The following is a 19,741-nucleotide window of genomic DNA, read 5'->3' as shown; positions in this document are numbered from 1 at the left end:
ATCCGAAGACGTGGCGTCGAAATGAAGCAAATTGGAGGGAACAAACGCTATTTTATCCGGAGCGCTGTGGATTACCACTCGCGGCGGGTGAGAGATTCTGACTTTCCCGACCAATCTCAAGAACAATACCGATTCGAATCAGCGGGACCCGATTTTCTCTCATTTGCGCGATCGTTTCAATTCTACCTCGCCCAGGTGCCTTGTTGACGTCTGTCGTCGCTTCTTTCAACGACGAGTTTTCATGCCGAAATTGTGATCGTCTCCATTCGTTTGACTGATGGCGGGTCGCTTCATCCCACGCCTGCAACGGACCAATGTGAGCATGCGCGAGCGATTCTCTTCTTCCGGGAAGTAGAACCGAACGCATCAGCGAACTCCCTACCTTTGGGGTTGAATCGACTTGACAGAGAATTGTAGCCGGTGCTACAAGTTGCGTTGTAGCAATTGCTACGAATTGCGGTTGCCTACGTCAGGACGGAGAATTCAAGATGGTTCGTCGCGGCTTTACGCTGATTGAGTTACTGGTCGTCATCGCGATCATCGCGATTCTGGTTTCCCTGCTGCTCCCTGCGGTTCAACAGGCCAGAGAGGCTGCAAGAATGACTCAATGCCGAAACCAGATGAAGCAGCTCGGTTTGGCTCTGCACAATTACCACGACGTGTATCGGGTGTTTCCTGCGTCATATCTGGCAGATACACGCCATTCGGCACGCAGTTCGACGACTTATGATGCACCGAATGGGTTTGGCTGGGGGACAATGCTTTTGCCATATATTGAGCAGTCGGCCCTGTTCAATACTCTGCGGACGGATCTTCCTTGCTGGAACTCTGTGAATGCGACCGCCGTTGCTACCAAAATCAGTCTGTTTCTCTGTCCATCCGCGACAGACACTGATGGGCCTGCCATTGTGAGAGGGAGCGGCGGGACTGAAATCGCGAGGTTTGGACTCTCTACTTACGTCGCGAATGCCGGGCAGGAAGAGACCTGGGGACATCTCAGTGTCGACTTCTCGAATATTGGGGATGGGCCAATGTACCGGAACTCGCGTACGAGAGCGGCCACTGTTACTGACGGGCTTTCAAATACGGTGTTTCTGGGAGAGCACGCTCCCATCCTGAGTTCAAAAACCTGGGTCGGGGTCGTTCCGGATGCACAAGTCTGCACCAATTCTCCGGATCGGTTTCCGATCACGACGTGTGATCTTGCTGCAACCTTGGTCAATGTCCACTCTGGTCCGTCGTCAGGCGAAATTGATCCTGTAACAGGATTTGCACCTGTCCATGCTCCGAACAGTCCACTCTGTCATGTTTGTCAGATGTATTCGCAACATAACGGTGGTTCAAATGTGCTGCTGGGAGATGGGAGTGTCAGGTTTGTGTCGCAATTTATCAGTGGCAGTACCTGGGCAGCATTGAGTTCAACTGGGAAGGGGGATCTGGTTGGGGAATATTAAGCCATGCTCAAGCCGACCGTATTCGTCTGGCGCATCGCCTTGCAAGATTCCTTTCCGATCTGCAAACCTTGACAGCTAGAGCATTTTGCAAATTGATCTCCACATGATGTGTCGAATTTGGGAGAGTGTGTCGCGTCATGGAGGACCATTATGTCGAATGCACTCTCCGTCGATTTGCGGCGTCGGATACTGGAAGCGATTGACCAGGGTGTCAGTCAGTCTCAGGTGGCTCGCACGTATCGGGTCGACCGGAAAACAGTTTGGAGCCTAATTCACCATCGTCAGAAAACCGGATCTCTCGAACCGATCCGTGCTGGAGTGGGGCGAAAATCCAAAGTCGCCCATCGTCAAGCGGACATCAGGCAGGCCATTGCAGACAATTCCAGCCTGACGTTGCAGTCCCTGATTGATCAGTTAGGGTTGGCCATCTCTGTTTCAGCATTGAGTCGCACCTTGCGTCGTTGGGGAATCCGGCTCAAAAAAAGTTCTGCACGCCTCAGAACAGCAACGTCCTGACGTGAAAGAGAAGCGTCGCTGGTGGGGGATTCTGGTTCGCCCCAAGCCCCAGCAGAGGCTCATCTTTCTCGATGAAACCGGGGCCAACACGAAGATGGCCCGACTTTACGGTTGGGGGAACAAGTCGGAACGTGTCCGCAGTCAGGTGCCACATGGGCACTGGAAAACGATCACATTCATTGCCGCACTCCGCTGCACCGGCGTGACGGCCCCCATGGTGCTGGATGGCCCCATGAATCGGGAATCATTTCTGGCGTACATCCAGCAGTGTCTGGTTCCGACATTGAATCGCAAAGAGATTGTGGTGCTGGACAATCTCCCTTGTCACAAACAGCCAGAAGTCATTCAAGCCATTGAAGCGGTCGGGGCCAGCGTCTTTTATCTGCCGCCTTATTCACCGGATTTCAATCCGATTGAGAAAGCGTTCTCGAAGCTGAAAGCACTCCTCCGCAAATTCGCCGAACGGACCATTGAGAACCTCTGGAAGCGAATCGGAGCCCTCATCGAAACCTTCACTCCCAATGAATGCCGAAACTATTTCCTGAGTTGCGGATACAGGGGAAGTTAAAATGCAAATTGCTCTAGAAAAAACAGAAAGAGCGAGCGTCTCACTGAGTCGCTCGCTCTTTCGCTGTACGGCATTTCGGGAATTGCTTTGAGACCCGTTGCGACTACTTCAACTGAGGAGGCAGGTTGCCGTAGGCCCATGGAGCTGGTTTGTGCGGTGGAATCGCAGCACGTGAAGGAACAGCGCCTGGCTTCAGTTGCTTGGCGAGTTCGATTGCCACGTCTGCAAATTGGGTTCCCGCAGAGATATCAAGATTGGAATAGCTGGTCAGGCGTGTTTCATATCCGCCCCCGCGAGGCCCGAATGCTTCGAGAGTTGGAACGTATCCCACGCATCCGTTCGAGAGTGAAACCGGGAAGGTGAATGGGAACGGGCTTTCCTTCTTGATTCGCAATCCGTACTCGACGAAGTATTCGGCTGGGTCTGAGCAAATCACAACCGGGCCAATTTGAATGTCTTGTACTTCAACTTCCACTTCTGGAGTCGCTTCACAAAGGTAGTTCAGCATCAAGGTTTCTTTTGCGAAGGTCAGCTCAGTGCGATCTGCCTGCTTGCCCAGATCGACGATACGCTGCGCATTAGCAATGGTCTCTGCACTTGGCTTACGACGTGCAATTTCCCATGTTTTGGAGAGTGCTGCGACCGGGAACAGGTCGCCTGGTTCTTCTCGGAGAAGAACTTTCACGGCTTCAGCACCAATGCATCCGCCCACCATCCGTGACCACTGTTCGCTTTGAGGATTCTCTGTCTTGCGGAGATTGTCCACCTGAGTGATGTCGCCAGAGGCTCCGTTCAAGTAGACAACAACTACCTGGTCGCCAAAGACTCCGCGAATGACCTGTTCCACATATTGAATATAGTTAGCGGAGATTCCACCTGGATTCGTCGTGGCATGGCAGGCGTAGTTCACAACGCAACCAACGAGATTTTTCTCAGCGTCCCAAACGCCAATGACGCCAACTTCTGGGTCAATCGGTCCGGCAGGTTCAACAATGTCTGGATTGCCAGCACCTGGGTGAGTGAAGGCCAATCCGTTCTTCATGAAGAAGCGACGGTTGAACGCGACCTTGTCTTCGTGTCCGCGTCCCACGGTTGCTTTTGCCGCCTTACGGGAAGCATCAGCTGCTGTGACCGCTTCAACGATCTGATCTTCAACTCGCTTCAGATAAACTGGATCGGCACATGACGATTCTTCATAAGCCAGTTTGCGAATGGCCTCTGAGGCGCCGTCGTACTCACCGGGCAGGATCATGCCGGTTGGCCCGGACGAGTGGGAGTGAGTTGCATGAATCAGAATGGCATTTGCTGGAATTCCGCATGCCTTCTCGATTCGTTCCCGGACTGCGAGAACTGTTTTTCGGCGAACCATGAGTGCGTCGACACAGACGAGCGCAACGCGATTCGTCCCGTCACCAAAGACTGCCGCACGAGCTTTGCAAGGGTCGTGCAATGTCCGGTGAAAAGCTTTTCCGTACCCGCCTGGCTGCTCCATCCCGATGTCCGGGGTGATGTCGCGATCGGCGAAGCCCGCCTGCAGCTTTGGAGCAGGAGCTTCCGCCGCCTGAGCCATGCTCCCTCCAAACATCCCTGTCATGAACACGACAGCCCAAAGCATTCTTTTCATCACGAGCTCCCTCAACAGTGCATTATAAACCGTGCCAGACCAACGTATCGCCTCCAAACCGGAGACATGGCCGAGTGGTTGTGATCAATTTACTAAAAATTGATGCGTTGTAACGTCTAACGACAGAATTTCTTGTGGAAGTCCTGAAATGTCCCATGCGCACTCACGTGGGCATTCTTTGATTGAACACGGGCGGGAGTCTGTTCCTTATTGCGGAACATGACATTTCTTGAGGCGGATGGGGTTTGTTCACTCACCAATCTCAGTGAAACAGGAATGCCTCATCGACTTGGAGAATCTCTATTTGCCTATCTCAACAAACAATGCAAATCGTGAGTTTCGGAATTCACGACAAAATTTCAGTTCAATTTGAGCGATTTCTCCAAGCAGCCACACAATTTCTCATCCCGTTGTCTTTGTCCACATATCATTTGCTATTGTGGGGCCTCCGGAAGCGGCACCTCCGGAGCACTCGTGATGGAACCCCCGCACGTTTTCAATCTGGTCATGATCGGTCGAATCAGAGATGTCAGCACTTTCGCAGCACCTTAATGGACCCGCCTGTTACACGCCGGAGTGGTATGAATCCATGAAGGCCACGTTAGGGGAAGGCCCGTGCCGGCAGCTTGGGATCTATGCTGTTCCACCAACGTTTGTTTTGTCCGTCGTGATTCCGGTCTATAATGAGATTCACACGTTGACCCACCTTCTGGACAAGGTGAAAGCTGTCCCGCTTCGAAAGGAAATCGTACTCGTCGACGATATGAGTCGTGACGGGACACGCGAGTTACTGAAGCAGATTTCGGAAACTCAACAAGATGACCCTTTGAATCGGATCGTGGTGACTTATCACGATGTCAACAAAGGCAAAGGGGCCGCCGTCAAAACTGGCTTCGGGCTGGCGACTGGCGATGTTATCATCATTCAGGACGCAGATCTTGAATATGATCCGTCCGAGATCCCGCGTCTGCTGCAGCCGATTATCGAAGGACGCGCCGATGTGGTCTTCGGCAGTCGATTCCTTGGTGATCAACCGCATCGCGTGCTGTACTTCTGGCACTATGTCGGAAACAAGTTCCTGACAATGCTGTCGAACTGCTTCACGAATCTGAACCTGACGGACATGGAAACCTGTTACAAGCTGTTCACGCGCGAAGTCATTCAGAAAATCCAACCGAAACTTGTGCAGAAGCGTTTCGGAATTGAGCCTGAGATGACGGCTCGCGTCGCCCGATTACGGTGTCGCATTTTCGAAATGTCGATCAGCTACGACGGCCGAACCTACGACCAGGGTAAGAAAATCGGAGTCAAAGACGGGTTCCAGGCGTTGTGGTGTATCGTCCGTTACGGGCTGGCTGAATAAGCCCGGTTCAGTAATACAAAACTCCGTCGGGAGTCTGCGGTCACAAGTTCTAATGCGGTGGAAAAGCAGGGCGAGCAAATGACAGTCACGCTTGACCATATCCTTGAGGCCGAGAAGCGAATTCGCCCCACATTGCCGGTGACTCCGTGCCTGGAGTCGCAAGGGCTCTCGGAGTTGGCAGGCTGTCAGATCTACTGCAAATTAGACAACCTGCAGCGGACTGGCAGTTTCAAAGAGCGTGGCGCATGCAATGCGCTGGAACTGCTTTCACCTGAACAGCAGGAAAGAGGAGTCGTTGCAGCGAGTGCCGGGAATCATGCGCTGGCTCTGGCGGTTCACGGGCGCCGTCTCTCGATTCCAGTCCACGTCGTCATGCCCCGATTTGCTCCGCTGATTAAACAACAGCGCTGCAGGAATCTTGGGGCGAATGTCAAACTGTTTGGCGATTCCTTTCAGGAAGCCAGGCAAGAAGCAATGCGAATCCGGGACGAACTCGGTCTGACCTATATTCATGGGTACGACGATCCCGCGATCATTGCAGGGCAGGGAACGATTGCACTGGAAATTCTGCAACAAGTCCCGGATGTGAATGCCATTGTCGTCCCGATTGGTGGGGCGGGTCTGCTCGCTGGCATTGTGGTCGCGGTGAAATCACTTCGTCCTGAGATTGAGATTGTCGGGATCGAAGCAGTGAACGCAGCGTGCTTTTCCGCCGCACTTTCAGCAGGAAAGCCAATCGATATTAAGATGCGTCCGACTTTGGCGGACGGGCTGGCAGTTGGCAAGGTTGGCGAACTCGCATTCGCGCTCTCCCGAAATCACGTCGACCGCCATGTTCAAGTGGAAGAGTCTGCGATTGCCCTATCTGTCACACGACTCATGGAGATTGAGAAAACTGTCGCGGAAGGGGCCGCAGCGGCGACTCTGTCTCCGTTCCTGCTGCATCAGATTCCGGAGTTGTACGGAAAGAAGGTTGTGCTGTGCATCGGCGGTGGCAATATCGACCTATCCATCATCAATCGTTTAATTGAAACCGCACTCGTGCAGGATGGGCGACTTGTCCGGTTTACGGCAACCATCAGCGATCGACCTGGCGGATTGGCTCACTTGGCAAAAGTGATTGCCAGTACCGGGGCAGGGATAAAAGAGGTTGCCCATGAACGAACGTTCGCCAGGCTGGAGATCGGTGCGGTTAACGTCATCTGTACTGTCGAAACGCGAGATCGGCTCCACATTGATGAGTTATTTTCCGCACTGGCTGCCCATGGAATTCCCTCTAAGGTTTGAGTTCCTTCCCTAAACCAATGCCACGAAGCAGCAACAATCCGGGCTCCTGAAGCAGAATTGACGCTTTCGCCAGAATTCCTCATTTCATCTCGGTAGCCTTCAATCTTTGGGAAGACTAGAATCCTCACACGATATTAGTATGCGCCTGCAGGGGTGCCAAAGCTGATTTTTCCGGCTCTGATCCCGGCCTCGTTCGATAGCGGATTGAATCAGAGTCATCAATACATTTTGGGCGTTGAGGAATTTGAATGCCGCGTTCGTTTATTTTTACCAGTGAATCGGTGAGCAGCGGGCATCCCGATAAGGTTTCCGACCAGGTTTCTGACGGCGTCCTCGATGCCCTGCTGGCACAAGATCCGAATTCCCGCTGTGCTTGCGAAACTCTGTGTACAACCGATTTCGTGGTTGTCGCCGGTGAACTCCGGACGTCGGCTGACGTCAACTTCGAACAAGTGGTCCGTGATTCGATTCGTGACATCGGTTACACAAGCGACGACATCGGCTTCAATGCCGATACTTGTGAAGTCGTGAACCGTCTCCATTCCCAGAGTGCGGACATCGCCATGGGTGTGGACGCTGACGGGGCAGGCGACCAAGGTTTGATGTTCGGCTATGCATGCAATCAGACCGAAGAGCTGATGCCACTGCCGATCGCCCTTTCTCACCGCATTTTGAACCTGCTGACCAAACTGCGTCACGAAAATGATGTCAACTGGTTGCGTCCGGACGCCAAAAGCCAGGTTTCGATTAAGTACGAAAACGGCAAGCCAGTTGGGATCACCGCCATCGTGCTCTCAACTCAACATTCTGCTGATGTGAATCAGAAGCAGATCGAAGAGTACATTCGCAGCAAAGTGATTCCAGCAACTGTTCCAGCAGAATTGCTGACCAGCGAGACCAAGTACCACGTGAACCCAACTGGTCAGTTCATCATCGGCGGTCCACACGGGGATACCGGTCTGACTGGCCGTAAGATCATCGTCGACACCTACGGCGGGTGGGGACGACACGGGGGCGGTGCATTCAGCGGCAAAGACTCCACAAAGGTCGACCGATCTGCTGCATACATGGCTCGCTATGTCGCCAAAAATATCGTTGCCTCCGGCCTCGCCGACGAGTGCGAAGTTCAGCTCGCATACGCCATCGGCGTTGCAGATCCTGTCAGTATCTGTGTTGATTCCAACGGAACGGCAAAGGTTTGCGAGTCGAAGATCGAAGCTGCAGTTCGTGAACTGTTCCCTTTGACTCCGCAGGGAATCATCAAGCACCTGCAGTTGCGTCGTCCGATCTTCCGCAAGACTGCCAGCGGAGGTCACTTCGGCCGTAACGATCCAGACTTCACCTGGGAACACACCGACAAAGCCGAAGCACTGAAAAACGCAGTTAAGTAATTCGGTTGAATTGAGTAAAAGAAGCCGCTTGAGTGAATTGCTCAGGCGGCTTTTTTCATGGACTTCGACTCATCGACCGTGATTCGTGTTGATCACGTGCGCAGACGCAACTTGCGATACCCGATCGGGGTGGACCCCATCATTTTCTGAAAGACCGTGCAGAAGTATTGTGCTGTGCTGAATCCGCTTTTCGCGGCAATCTGGTCCAGTGGCAGTTCCGTGGAACGCAAGAGGTGCGTTGCCCTTTCCAGGCGTACCCGCATCATCTCTTCGTGAGGTGATCGCCCGAGATATTCCCGCATCTTCCGTTCGAGCATGCTACGGGAAATGGGAACCTCTCTCAGGACTTCGTTTACGGAGTGCCCCAGGCAAGCAGACCGTCGAATCAATTGAATCGCCATCGCCAGTTGGGAGTCGTCAATCGCCAGCACGTCAGATGACCTGCGCATCACGATTGGCAGGGGGGGAATCAGAATGGCATCCTCCGTTGTCGGATTTCCGGCCATGAGCTGATCGAGCAACCATGCAGCCTTGTACCCGATTCTTTGAGCATCGTGAGGAATGCTGGATAGGGGAGGCGACGACAAGGAGCACAGGGTTTCGTCGTTATCTGCTCCAACGATCGCAACCTCTTCGGGAACGAGAATTCCCGCCTGCCGGCAGGCATTCAGCAACCAGTATCCCATCTGGTCATTACAGGCCATCAGACCAATCGGCTTGGGGAGCTTTCTGAGCCATTCCACGAGCTGTAACTGGTGCTGGTTCCAGACTCGCGAATCGTCAATCTGTGCCGGGGCATTGATGGACTCGACGTAATAGCCGCTGTCCAGAACTGCGTTGATGAAGCTGTCACTTCGAACGATGAAGTAATCTTCAATGTCGTACCGGTAGACCCCGAAGTGGCGAAATCCGCGGTCGAGAAAGTGACTCGCGACCTGCTTTCCCAGTGAGATGTTATCGATCCCCACAAAGTGCCGTTTGGGAAGATAACGGTTCGTTCTCAACTCGACAGCCGGAACATTTAAGCGAGCAATCGCCTTTGCCAGTTCCCGCGACCCTGTTCTAGTCAGGATGCCGTCCCCCTTCCAGTGTTTCAGCCAACCAGGTGGGCGAGAATCCAGTCCTCGTAGTTCGAACGAGATCGACCAGCTTCCATGTTCATCAACATAACGCTGCACCCCTTGAAGTAAACCTCTCCCGTAGCTCCCAGACGTTTCAATCAGCAGGGCAACATTTCGCATTAAGATCAACTTCAGTCAATGGCCCGATGGATCTCACAGGCAGGCCCGCCTGAGAGAACTTCTCCATTATGGATCTCGACTTCGGTCAGATTCGTTGGCAGAAAGACTTGTCTGGAAGTCTGAGTGCATCGTGTCGTTCCCATTCGCGAAAATCGACGCTGACGCAAAAACGAAATCCATTTACGGATTGTTGCAATGACATTCTATCAAGAAGTGTAAATATTGAGGTGTGTTTAACTGTGGGTTTGTGTGCAGTTCAAGAATTTGCATTCATTCAAAGTTACATGATTTTTACGGCCACTCTGTTGGATATCGGGCCTCGAGATTCACCGCTTCGACAGAGATTTCAGGCAGTGAATTCGCATCATTTCATTTCGACATTGGAGGTTAGACGCGATGCCAACGAAACAGAAGAGTACTTATCGTCCAGTTCAACGGGCGCGGATCCAAACACGAGGATTCACGCTTATTGAGTTGCTCGTGGTCATCGCGATTATTGCCATTCTGATTGCCCTGCTGCTTCCGGCGGTTCAACAGGCGCGGGAATCTGCTCGCCGCACACAGTGCAAGAACCACATCAAGCAGCTTGGCCTGGCCATGCACAACTATCACGACGTTTTCGGTCGCTTTCCTCCCGGCAGTGTTTATGGCGGTGACATCAGTGGTGACCAGAAGAACGTCATCAACGCCTTCGTGTTCATCCTCCCATACATTGAGCAGACTGCTGTCTACAATCAGTGGAACTTCAATTACAGCCAGGCAAATGCCATCAACAATACTCCGGATGGCACAATCATCACGTCGTATTTCTGCCCATCACGTACCAGAACGATGATGAAGAATGCCAGCAACGAAGCACTTGGTGATTACGCCATCAGCACCGGCACTGGTCCAGCCAATACGAACGTTCAGAGTACTCACACCGGGGCCTTCAATCAGAACACCAGTTTCGGCTTTCGCGACTTTAAAGATGGAAGCTCGAATGTCTTCATGGCGGGAGAGAAACGGGTCTCTCAGCAGGATGGCCCTCAGTATCGTTGGGGATTTCATGCCGCGCGAAACACGACATCTCATATGAACATCAACGTGACGTCATTTGGGGATCCTGACGCGAACTTTGGAAGTGATCACACAGGTGGTGCTCACTTCCTGTTTGGGGACGGAGCCGTTCGCTTCCTGAGTGAGAATATGGACAAAGGGACCTACCGGAATCTGAGTGACCGTGCCGACGGAAATGTTGCATCCGTCGAATAACGTTTTTTCAAAGATTCCAGTTTACTCGTGCTCCACGATTACTGGGGCGACTCGCACTCCCTTCCTTTTCTCGATCGATTCAGGTGATACCGGCATGATTTCTCAACTGACCTACCGCATGCTTTCTCTGTTTGTGTTGACTTCAACACTGTTCATGTCGAGCTGTAATCAGCAGCCATCTGCCCCGGCAAGAGATGCGAAGGTGAACGGGACTGTCAACTTGAATGGAAAGCCGATTGGGCCGTTCACTGTCAATCTGATGTCTTTCATGCACGGCAACATTGCCAGTGGCCAAGTATCGAAAGAAGGGACCTTCACGATCGATACTGATGTGCCCACTGGCGAATACAGCTTCTATCTCACTGGACCTGAGAACGGACGCGCCCCATCAGGGATCGCTCAGAAATACTTCAGCGATACGTCGACGGATCAGCGATTTCATTTGAAGGCCGGGGAGAACGTCATCACGATGGATCTGAAGTAATAGACAGCCTTCCAATTCATCGTGCACGCGTCAGGGACATGTGTTCATTCTGAAAAATGAACACATATGGGATACACGTATCCAGAACAAACAACGGCAGGCATCTCAGACTTTGGGATGCCCGCCGTTTTCGTTCACGGACCGAAAAGTGCCCTCAATCGCCATTCGCTTGTTGCGACCACTTGGGAACTTCAGATCAATCGCACTGATTGTCAATCACGGTCATGTCTGGTAGGGTTCAATTCGTGGGGGGAAGTCCGACTTCCGCTCCATCAACACATGAACTGGTCTGTGATTGAAGATCGACTTCAGGTCGCAATTTTCATGTTCTGAACATGACGACAAGAGTGCGACCGCCTCGAAATTGTCGCCGATCTTCACGTCCTCCGAGATGTGGTCATTCACGATGTGATCGGCCAGTTAATACGTCGTTCACGTGAATATTGATACACCATTTTAGTTGCCCTTCGAGTTCCAAGGCTGTCACATGAAAAACAACTCTCTGCTCTGGGGACGTCTGGTCGTTCTCACTGCGATCTTCTCCGTCTTTTCATCGCCGCTGTTTGCACAGAAGGAAGCAGCGAAAACGCCTGCGATGACCATCAGTGTCTCCGCTGATCATCCGGATGCGTTGTATGAAGTTGGTGAAACAGCAACGTTCACTGTCGACGTTAAGAAGGATGGGAAGCCGCTTCAAGAAGGAGAGGTCGTTTGCGTCCTTTCAAAGGATGGCTTTCAGCCTCAGGCTCCTCAGAAAATCGCGGTGAAGGATGGGAAAGCAACAATTTCCGGCAAGCTCGATGAGGCAGGATTCTTGCTGGCGCGATTCACCACCGGTAATGTCACATCGTTTGCAGGAGCAGGCTTTTCTCCGTTGAAGATTCAGCCGAGCATGCCAGCACCGGACGACTTCGACCAGTTCTGGAATGAACAGAAAGCAGCACTGGCTGCTGTCCCATTGAAGTCGACAGTCACTGCGGTGAAGTCACCGGTTGAGAAGGTGGACGCCTTTGACGTGCAAATTGATTGCGTGGGGAAACCTGTTTCTGGTTACTTCGGAAAGCCACAGGGAGCCAAGCCGAAATCACTCCCTGCGATCCTGTTTGTCCACGGTGCCGGAGTACGCAGCTCCAGCCTTGGAAATGTTCGTTGGGCCACCGAGGCAGGCGGAATGCTGGCTCTTGATATCAATGCACACGGAATTCCAAACGGAAAGCCAGCAGACTACTACAAGGATCTGAGCGAAGGGGAGTTGAAGGACTATCGTGCAATTGGACGAACCAATCGCGACGAGTGCTACTTCAAAGGAATGTATCTCCGCCTGATGCGTGCGATCGATTTTCTGGCGGCACAACCGGAATGGGATGGCAAAACGCTCGTTGTTTACGGGTCAAGCCAAGGGGGATTGCAGGCGCTGGCTGCGACCGGGCTGGACAGTCGCGTTACATTGATCTGCGCAGGGGTGCCAGCCGGATGTGATCACACTGGAAGTGTCGCAAATCGCATTAGCGGTTGGCCGAAGTTCAGCCCGATTGGGGCAGATGGAAAGCAAGATCCAAAATCGTTGGAAACCTCACGGTATTTTGACTGTGTGAATTTCGCGAAGCGTGCGAAGTGCAAAGAAGCCGCTGTGACAGTCGGGTTCATTGACACAGTCTGTCCACCGACCAGCGTCTACGCGGCTTACAACGCCCTCGGAATGCAGAAATCCATTTTCAACGACATTCAAGCCGGGCACACAAACACACCACCGGCCTTGAAGTTCATGAAGGAAGCAGTCCTTAAACATGTACAAGAAATGAAGTAGTCGATTCACATTTCAGAGTCAGGTTAATTTTTTTGGAGTGTTGGCCGAAAGGCAGGGGGGCTCCGGAAGTTCGACTTCGGTATCCAGATGTTGATGTCCCTGTCAGCATCCATCGCAGACGAGTTCACCTGATTGGTTTGATTAGTTCAATTTCGATAAATCAACGCAAGGCACACTCAGGGAATAACTTGAGTGTGCCTTACGCTGTTTTGCATCCGTCCGTTGGACCATTCCGAACGTGTCTCGAATCTGGCGTGCCGCTTTTGATGTCCGATTGTAGCGAGTCGTATTTCATCGTCGAATTTTCTGAAAAATCCGGGAAAAACGATTCGAGTTAACAAAAAAGCAGTCTCCTCTGAATTCCGCTCCAAAACAGTGCAGTTTTATGAACTAGTGTTGTCATGACACAGTGTTTAGATGGGGCAGTCGGGAAGGATCCACTGCATTTGAGGGTTGGGCTCCTCACATCGAAGACACTGACAGCGGAAAGACTCAGATTCCGTCTGAGTGAATAGAGTGAATGATGGACTCGATTCCAGAAGTCAGTGACACAGCGAAGAGTCACCCCAAGGACTCCAGTGAGCCACTTGTGGATTTTAAAGCACTCGCTGCTCGTTGTCTGGGAAACCAGGCACTGATGTTGAGGGTGATTACGCGCTTCCAGACCAGTCTGGAAGAGAGAAAAACAGAATTTCAAACGGCAATTGCCGGACGTCAGTGGGAATCACTGCGTCAAATGTCTCATCGCCTGAAAGGTGAGGCGGCAAATGTCGAAGCCATACAAATACGAGATGCCGCGAGGCAAATCGAACAATCCACTGAGATTGAAGATGAGAGAGGGGCACAGCAGGCGGTCGACCAATTGATTTCCGCCCTGCAGTTGTTCCAGACGCAAGTTCAGATTTCGCCGATCAACCCGTAACGGTCCTGAATCGGTGAATTTCGTCTCGATGAAGCTGCTGGCTGCCAGATGAAAATCTCGGACTAGTCGATTCATTGATACTTGCTGATCACCCCTCGTCTTAAAGTTTTATTGCAGCCTCCAGTAGACACTTCAGAGCAAATAGCGCGATCACGCTATGCGTTGGCTCCGACAGTGAATGTCGATTTGATATGAACATTCTAATCGCAGATGATGATCCCGGAACAATCGACACGTTATCAAACGCTCTGATTGCGTTTGGATACGATGTCACTGTTGCGCTGGATGGCAACGAAGCGCTCCTGCTGCTTCGCACCGGGCGATTTCGCATGTTTATATCCGACTGGGAAATGCCTGGAATGACGGGTATTGACCTTTGTCGTGAGGTACGTGGCCGCTCATGTGGAAACTACATCTACATTATTCTTCTGACTTCACACTCCGGGTTGGCGAGCGTTGTTGAAGGGCTCAATGCCGGAGCCGACGACTTCATTCCTAAGCCCTTCAATCCAAGCGAACTTCTTGTTCGAATCCGTGCAGGGGAGCGAATCCTCAGTCTCGAAAGCCGCGAACTGACGATCTTTGCATTGGCAAAACTTGCAGAGTCCCGAGATCAAGAGACAGGCGACCACCTTGAACGGATGCGGGAGTACGTGCGAATTCTGGCAGAAGACCTCTCGCACTACGACCCATATAAAGACGAGATCGATGGCGAATACATCAACATGCTGTATTTGACGAGTCCGTTGCACGACATCGGCAAAGTGGCCATCCCTGACCGGATTCTTCTGAAACCTGGACCTCTGGCTCCAGATGAATTCGAAGTGATGAAGACGCATACAACACTCGGAGCCAAAACTCTGGAAGACGTTGCAGCCTCTCATCCGAATGCCGGTTACCTGCAGATGGCCATGGACATCGCACTCACTCATCATGAGCGGTACGACGGTACAGGCTATCCAAATGGTCTGCAGGGCGATGAAATTCCACTCTGTGGGCGAATCACTGCCGTTGCAGATGTCTACGACGCTTTAACTTCTGCGCGTGTCTACAAAGAGGCCTTCACCCATGAGACCGCGAAATCGATCATCGTGAGCAAAAGCGGTCAGCAGTTTGACCCTTTGATCGTTGAAGCATTTCTTCGATGCGAAGATCAATTCCTCGAAGTGCGACGCTTGCTGAAAGAACCTCGAGAACTCTCTTCTCAGATGCTTTTCGCCAACTAAAAGCCAATTGAGTGGTTGACCTCAACTGGTCCCCGTCGCCGGAGTCTGTCTTAACATTCAGACTTTCGTGTGAGTGATCGCTCATCCCTGCGTTCACCTCTCTTCTATAGAACACACCGTGTCCCTTGGAATGTGATGGACCAGACAGAGTGAAGATGGTCTAATCGGACAGACGTTCAACGCGTACGATTCGGCAATCAGCTTGAGGTGAGGCCGACTGTGAGTTTTCTGGCTCCACTCTATCTCCTGGCGGCACTGGCGATTGGTCTTCCAATTGCCTTTCATATGATTCGTCGATCCCCCAAAGGGCGGCATGTCTTCAGTAGCGTGATGTTCCTGTCTCCTGATCCGCCTCGCGTGACGAAGCGTAGTCGAATTGAAGACTGGCTTCTGCTCCTACTGCGATCGGCCGCAATTCTTCTTCTGGCGCTTGCATTTGCCAGACCTTTCCTCAGAAGTCACGACACACTGGCCGCGTCGGTGCAGGGGGGCCGACAGATCATCCTTTTGATCGATCGCTCAGCAAGTTTACAGCGTGAGAAGTGTTGGGACGAAGTTCAGGCAGAAGCACAGAAAGTCATCCGTCGTCTTCGGCACGATGACACATTCTCAATGGTTGCCTTCGATGCAACGTCTCAGCAGTTGATCACGTTCGCTGAATGGGATGAGTTGCCAGTTGAAGCCAGGATGGAATTGGCACTGACGAAACTCAAGGCGATTCACCCTGGATGGGCGTCTACCGATCTCGGGTCTGCACTGGTGATGGCTTCGCAACGACTGAATGAAGGACGCGATCAGGGGAGTCAGAACAAAGAATTGATTTTGATTTCTGACATGCAGACAGGTGGAAACTGGGAAGTCCTGAACAATCATCATTGGCCACCGAATGTGGCAGTGCAAGTGATTGAAGTTCGTCCTGTTGATTCCACCAACGCGTCCATGCAACTCGCGGCTTCTGCTCCGCTGGATGATCCTGAAACTGTGCGAGTGTTGGTGACAAATGCCAAAGACTCAATTGGCAACACGTTTCAATTGAGTTGGCGTGACAAGATCCAGCAGACACCCGTTTCAAATGAGACAGAAGGAGAATCTGGTGCGGCAAAAGAGGGGGCGACGGCTCAGACATTCAGTCTGCAAGCAGGGCAAAGTCGAGTTGTTTCCTTGAAGAAACCGCAGGCAGATGAGATCGGGCGAGCCCTTGTTTTGTCTGGCGATGCGGCGACTTTCGATAATACGCTCTATCTCATCGGCACCGAGAAGCGACAATGGAGAATCGGCTATCTTGGAGATGATGGTGCTCAGTCGAAAGACGGGTTGCGTTTCTATTTGGAAGCGGCTTTTCCTGATGATGCGACACGGCATATTGAGATTGTGGACTGGAAAGAAGACAACACTCTTCTTACCACCCCCGATGAGCCAATCACATTATTGGTCGTTGCCGGTAATGTGAATGAATCTCAAGCGGACTCCATTCGCAGCTGGCTTGCTGCCGGGCACTCTGTCCTGTTCGTCGCGAGGGATTCGGTACAGTCTTCGGCTGTGTATCCGATACTCGGAGCTCCCCCGGCCGAGGTCGCACAGAGACAACCTGAGACGTACGCCTTGCTGCAGAACATCGACTTCAAGCATTCTGTGTTTAAGCCGTTTGACGATCCACGATTCTCGGATTTCAGTCGCCTGAAGATCTGGAAGTATCAGAAGTTCCCTGTTGATTCGTTGCCGGATGCACACGTGCTGGCCAGCTATGATGACGGTAGTCCGGCTTTTGCTGAGATTCCGATGGGACAGGGGAAGTTGTTCCTGTTAACGACGGGGTGGGCTCGCAACGAAAGCGACTTCGCAGTTTCAACGAAGTTCGTCCCGATGATGAATGCGTTGCTGGAAAGCGTTGCCCCCATCGAGTCGACTCGTCTGCAGAAGTTGGTCGGAGACGAGGTTGAACTTCTAGATCTGAATGCGGCCGGAACGACGGTCTATGTGAAGCGGAATGACGAAATCATCGTTCTAGAGAATCAAACCAAGTTCACCTTTGATCGCCCTGGACATTTCTACTTCGCCAATTCACGAGAGAATTTGCAACCGGAATTGGCAACAGCTGCCGCGGTGAATATTCCTCCGTCTGAATCAAGGACGACGGCAATCACGCGAGACGCTCTTCAATCGAGCGGAATCAATCTATCCCAGGTGAAGCTCGAAGCAGCTGCTGCAATCCCACTTTCACCAGAAGCTCAACGACAAGCGAAGAACTTCGAACTGGAAAAGCAGCAACAGTGGTGGCGATGGGCAATTATTGTTGTGCTTGCAGTCTTATTCATTGAATCGCTCATCGCCGCACTGCGCCCGCATCCCCCTGCGCCGGTTGTGGGTTAGATAGTCCACAACTCATCAGCATCGAGGAACGCCTCAAACCTACAGTTCGTTACTGACTGCAACGGATTGATCTGGAACGGGAATGTCAGGTAATTCGAAGATTGGTCGAATCTCGACAGTTCCCCATTTCGCAGGGGGGAGACGACTTGCAACGCTGATTGCTTCGTCCAGATCGCTGACATCGATCAGATAGAAGCCTCCAAGCTGCTCGGTCGTTTCAGCAAATGGCCCATCTGTGATCAGGCGCTTTCCTTCGCGTAGACGCACGCTCGTCGCGGTTGAGACAGGGTGCAGTGGAGATGCTGCCACAAACTTCCCTTGAGCATTCAGGTCGTGACAAACCTGAGTGGACTTCTCCATACACGCGGCGCGTTCGTCTTCAGTGATGGCATTTTCTTTACCGTAGATCAACAACATGTACTTCATTGTCTCAGCCACTTTCATCCGGAAGAAAACTTACCTGCAACACTTTCACTCAACGCATGATTCAATTTTAAATGCGAGATTGTGATCAAGCGAAAGCACCGGGTCGGGAAATCTGGCCCGACACGCGGCGCTTTGTTGAACCAACTCTCCTGAACGCTGAATAGGTCAGGAAATTCGGGTGTTTGTCGACGTCATCAGGTTTTGCCATACCCCGTTTTCGTCCTGCACTTCTCCTGAGAAATGCCAAAGCTCCGGGCTCACGATTTCAATTGTGTCGCGATAGCTGGCAGTTCCTTCGCCGGTAAACTTTGGGCCAGTCGAGTCCAGTGGCAGCTTCTTCCCTGTTGAATCCAACGACCCGGCATAGGGCCACAGATGCGTCATGCTGGAGGAAACAAAACTTCCAACATACATCTTCTTGTGTGGATCGTATCCCAATGTGATCAGGCTCGTCCAACACCCCATTTCCGGTATTTCACCTTTTCCTTCCATGAGTAACCAAAGGTCACCCATCATTCGCCCTTCGAATGTTCCTTCCACCTCGTTTGATGGCTGGCCGGGTTCCATGGTGCATTGAGCGACCGATTTCCATTTGCCAACAAGCTGCTTGAGCCATTCATGCTCTGCCTGGGGTTTTCCAAACATGGTTACGTTTCCTTATGCGGTCTGGTTTTCTAATGATCTTTTTCGGGCTTCCACCATCTTCATGAATTCATCATCCGCTGGTCGAATTTCAAACGACCCGAGACGAACGCCGGGATGCTTTGACATCAGAGCAATTGCGTGATTCAGGTCTCTTGCTTCGAGTAAAAGAATGCCACCAAGGAATTCTTTGGTTTCCGTGAATGGGCCGTCTGTGATCACGACCTTTCCAGAAGATCCACGTATTGTCACAGCGTTTGCAGGTGCCTGCAGTGCTTCTCCACCAATGAAATGCCCACCCCATCGAAGTTCGTCGTCGTATGACAGACATTCCTCTGTGGCGATCGCCAGTTCGCTTTCTGACATCTGGTTGAATTTCTCAGGGTCTGCGTACCCTAAGCAGATAAACTTCATCGCAACGTTCTCCTGAGTAACGAGAATTTGTAGCCTGCACCCTGAGGATATGGTGCACGTACTCTCAAACAGGGCGTCCGATTTCGGATGTCGCTGTGGAGAGTTGAAGAAGAAATTGACTGAGCAAACTCAGGTGGTCTGTTCGGTAGTACAGAACTGTTGCATTGCCGTCATCATTTCTTCCGGCGTCATTTCCACTTTCTGAGTGGCGATGGACCATTGATGGCCAGAAGGATCTGTCACCCGTGCGTAGCGATCTCCCCAGAACATGTCTTGTGGCTCCATGATGACGGAAGCCCCGGCATTGATCGCCTGCTGGAAGACGCTGTCAGCATCATCAACATACAGGTGAATTGTCACCGCACTGCAACCGGTGCCGGTCGAGACTTCAGGGATATTCTGAGCGTCCTCCATGCAAGGTTCTGCAAGCATCACTGCTGCATTTCCGATTCGCAGGCAGGCGTGTCCGACTCGTCCATTCGGCCCTGGAAGTCGCATCACTTCGACAGCGCCGAAGGCCTTCTTGTAGAACGCAATTGCTTCGTCGGCGTCTCGGCAGAGCAAATAGGGGGTGACGCTGGTGAATCCCTGAGGAATCGGGCTGGTTGCTGGCTTGGACATGGAAGCTCTCCTGAAATTCGAAACGGAGAAGGAATTCGTGTGCATCCCCGTTGCATGGAGTTGGCGTGAGCCCAGCTGAACCAGCACCATCGGGAACGAACAGACAAAAAGTAGAAACCGGCAGAAGCGGT

The 19,741-nt window shown here is 52.1% G+C and carries 17 protein-coding genes; 11 read left to right on the top strand and 6 right to left on the bottom strand.

What is annotated here, in order from left to right; all coding sequences use genetic code 11:
- Positions 1 to 488 precede the first annotated feature (488 nt).
- Both SH527x_RS04645 and SH527x_RS04640 read left to right on the top strand, forming a co-directional pair.
- Complete coding sequence (locus SH527x_RS04645; RefSeq protein ID WP_437193486.1) at positions 489 to 1,454, top strand: DUF1559 family PulG-like putative transporter; 966 nt, start codon at positions 489 to 491, stop codon at positions 1,452 to 1,454.
- 150 nt (positions 1,455 to 1,604) lie between these two features.
- Positions 1,605 to 2,538, top strand: a protein-coding gene (locus SH527x_RS04640; RefSeq protein WP_437191016.1) for an IS630 family transposase whose coding sequence is annotated in 2 segments (ribosomal slippage) — positions 1,605 to 1,943 and positions 1,945 to 2,538 — 933 coding nt in all. Because the reading frame shifts where the segments join, the coding sequence is not laid out codon by codon here.
- 103 nt (positions 2,539 to 2,641) lie between these two features.
- On the opposite strand, the gene SH527x_RS04635 is transcribed toward SH527x_RS04640, so the two are convergent.
- Positions 2,642 to 4,162, bottom strand: coding sequence for a hypothetical protein (locus SH527x_RS04635; RefSeq protein ID WP_437193485.1), 1,521 nt, complete (start codon positions 4,160 to 4,162; stop codon positions 2,642 to 2,644).
- 526 nt (positions 4,163 to 4,688) lie between these two features.
- Here SH527x_RS04635 and SH527x_RS04630 point away from each other — a divergent pair.
- The 3 genes from SH527x_RS04630 to metK all read left to right on the top strand — a co-directional run bounded on the left by SH527x_RS04630 (position 4,689) and on the right by metK (position 8,203).
- Positions 4,689 to 5,525 (top strand): glycosyltransferase family 2 protein, encoded by an 837-nt coding sequence (locus tag SH527x_RS04630; protein ID WP_437193484.1) that lies wholly within the window; start codon positions 4,689 to 4,691, stop codon positions 5,523 to 5,525.
- Positions 5,526 to 5,603: 78 nt separating this feature from the next.
- Positions 5,604 to 6,812, top strand: a complete 1,209-nt coding sequence (ilvA, locus tag SH527x_RS04625) for a threonine ammonia-lyase (RefSeq protein ID WP_437193483.1) — start codon at positions 5,604 to 5,606, stop codon at positions 6,810 to 6,812.
- A gap of 248 nt (positions 6,813 to 7,060) precedes the next feature.
- A complete protein-coding gene (gene metK / locus SH527x_RS04620; RefSeq protein WP_437193482.1) occupies positions 7,061 to 8,203 on the top strand; it encodes a methionine adenosyltransferase in 1,143 nt (380 codons plus the stop codon).
- A gap of 92 nt (positions 8,204 to 8,295) precedes the next feature.
- On the opposite strand, the gene SH527x_RS04615 is transcribed toward metK, so the two are convergent.
- Positions 8,296 to 9,444 carry a substrate-binding domain-containing protein gene (locus SH527x_RS04615; RefSeq protein ID WP_437193481.1) on the bottom strand — a complete coding sequence of 383 codons (1,149 nt, stop codon included), beginning with the start codon at positions 9,442 to 9,444 and terminating at the stop codon, positions 8,296 to 8,298.
- A 396-nt stretch (positions 9,445 to 9,840) separates the two neighbouring features.
- Between SH527x_RS04615 and SH527x_RS04610 the strand changes: the two genes are divergently transcribed.
- From SH527x_RS04610 to SH527x_RS04585, 6 genes are all read left to right on the top strand, one after another.
- Positions 9,841 to 10,698: a DUF1559 domain-containing protein gene (locus SH527x_RS04610; RefSeq protein WP_437193480.1), complete on the top strand. Its 858-nt coding sequence runs from the start codon at positions 9,841 to 9,843 to the stop codon at positions 10,696 to 10,698.
- A 94-nt stretch (positions 10,699 to 10,792) separates the two neighbouring features.
- Positions 10,793 to 11,182 (top strand): hypothetical protein, encoded by a 390-nt coding sequence (locus SH527x_RS04605; RefSeq protein ID WP_437193479.1) that lies wholly within the window; start codon positions 10,793 to 10,795, stop codon positions 11,180 to 11,182.
- Between the two features lie 487 nt (positions 11,183 to 11,669).
- Positions 11,670 to 12,989 carry an acetylxylan esterase gene (locus tag SH527x_RS04600; RefSeq protein ID WP_437193478.1) on the top strand — a complete coding sequence of 440 codons (1,320 nt, stop codon included), beginning with the start codon at positions 11,670 to 11,672 and terminating at the stop codon, positions 12,987 to 12,989.
- Between the two features lie 520 nt (positions 12,990 to 13,509).
- Entirely contained in the window at positions 13,510 to 13,911 is a 402-nt protein-coding gene (locus tag SH527x_RS04595; protein WP_437193477.1) for an Hpt domain-containing protein, read from the top strand.
- A 191-nt stretch (positions 13,912 to 14,102) separates the two neighbouring features.
- Positions 14,103 to 15,137, top strand: coding sequence for an HD domain-containing phosphohydrolase (locus SH527x_RS04590; RefSeq protein WP_437193476.1), 1,035 nt, complete (start codon positions 14,103 to 14,105; stop codon positions 15,135 to 15,137).
- A 219-nt stretch (positions 15,138 to 15,356) separates the two neighbouring features.
- Positions 15,357 to 17,507 (top strand): BatA domain-containing protein, encoded by a 2,151-nt coding sequence (locus tag SH527x_RS04585; RefSeq protein ID WP_437193475.1) that lies wholly within the window; start codon positions 15,357 to 15,359, stop codon positions 17,505 to 17,507.
- A 39-nt stretch (positions 17,508 to 17,546) separates the two neighbouring features.
- On the opposite strand, the gene SH527x_RS04580 is transcribed toward SH527x_RS04585, so the two are convergent.
- The 4 genes from SH527x_RS04580 to SH527x_RS04565 form a co-directional block, all read right to left on the bottom strand.
- A complete protein-coding gene (locus SH527x_RS04580; RefSeq protein WP_437193474.1) occupies positions 17,547 to 17,933 on the bottom strand; it encodes a YciI family protein in 387 nt (128 codons plus the stop codon).
- Between the two features lie 165 nt (positions 17,934 to 18,098).
- The gene (locus tag SH527x_RS04575) at positions 18,099 to 18,578 is read right to left on the bottom strand and encodes a DUF1579 domain-containing protein (protein WP_437193473.1); all 480 of its coding nucleotides are present in this window, start codon (positions 18,576 to 18,578) and stop codon (positions 18,099 to 18,101) included.
- A gap of 12 nt (positions 18,579 to 18,590) precedes the next feature.
- A complete protein-coding gene (locus tag SH527x_RS04570; protein WP_437193472.1) occupies positions 18,591 to 18,989 on the bottom strand; it encodes a YciI family protein in 399 nt (132 codons plus the stop codon).
- A 129-nt stretch (positions 18,990 to 19,118) separates the two neighbouring features.
- Entirely contained in the window at positions 19,119 to 19,610 is a 492-nt protein-coding gene (locus SH527x_RS04565; RefSeq protein WP_437193471.1) for a VOC family protein, read from the bottom strand.
- Positions 19,611 to 19,741: the final 131 nt, after the last annotated feature.

Origin of the sequence: Planctomicrobium limosum, assembly GCF_051465645.1 — a bacterium.
In the GTDB taxonomy this organism is placed as follows: domain Bacteria; phylum Planctomycetota; class Planctomycetia; order Planctomycetales; family Planctomycetaceae; genus Planctomicrobium.
Note: the sequence above shows the minus strand (reverse complement) of the source record. Positions and strands in the feature narration are given on the sequence as shown.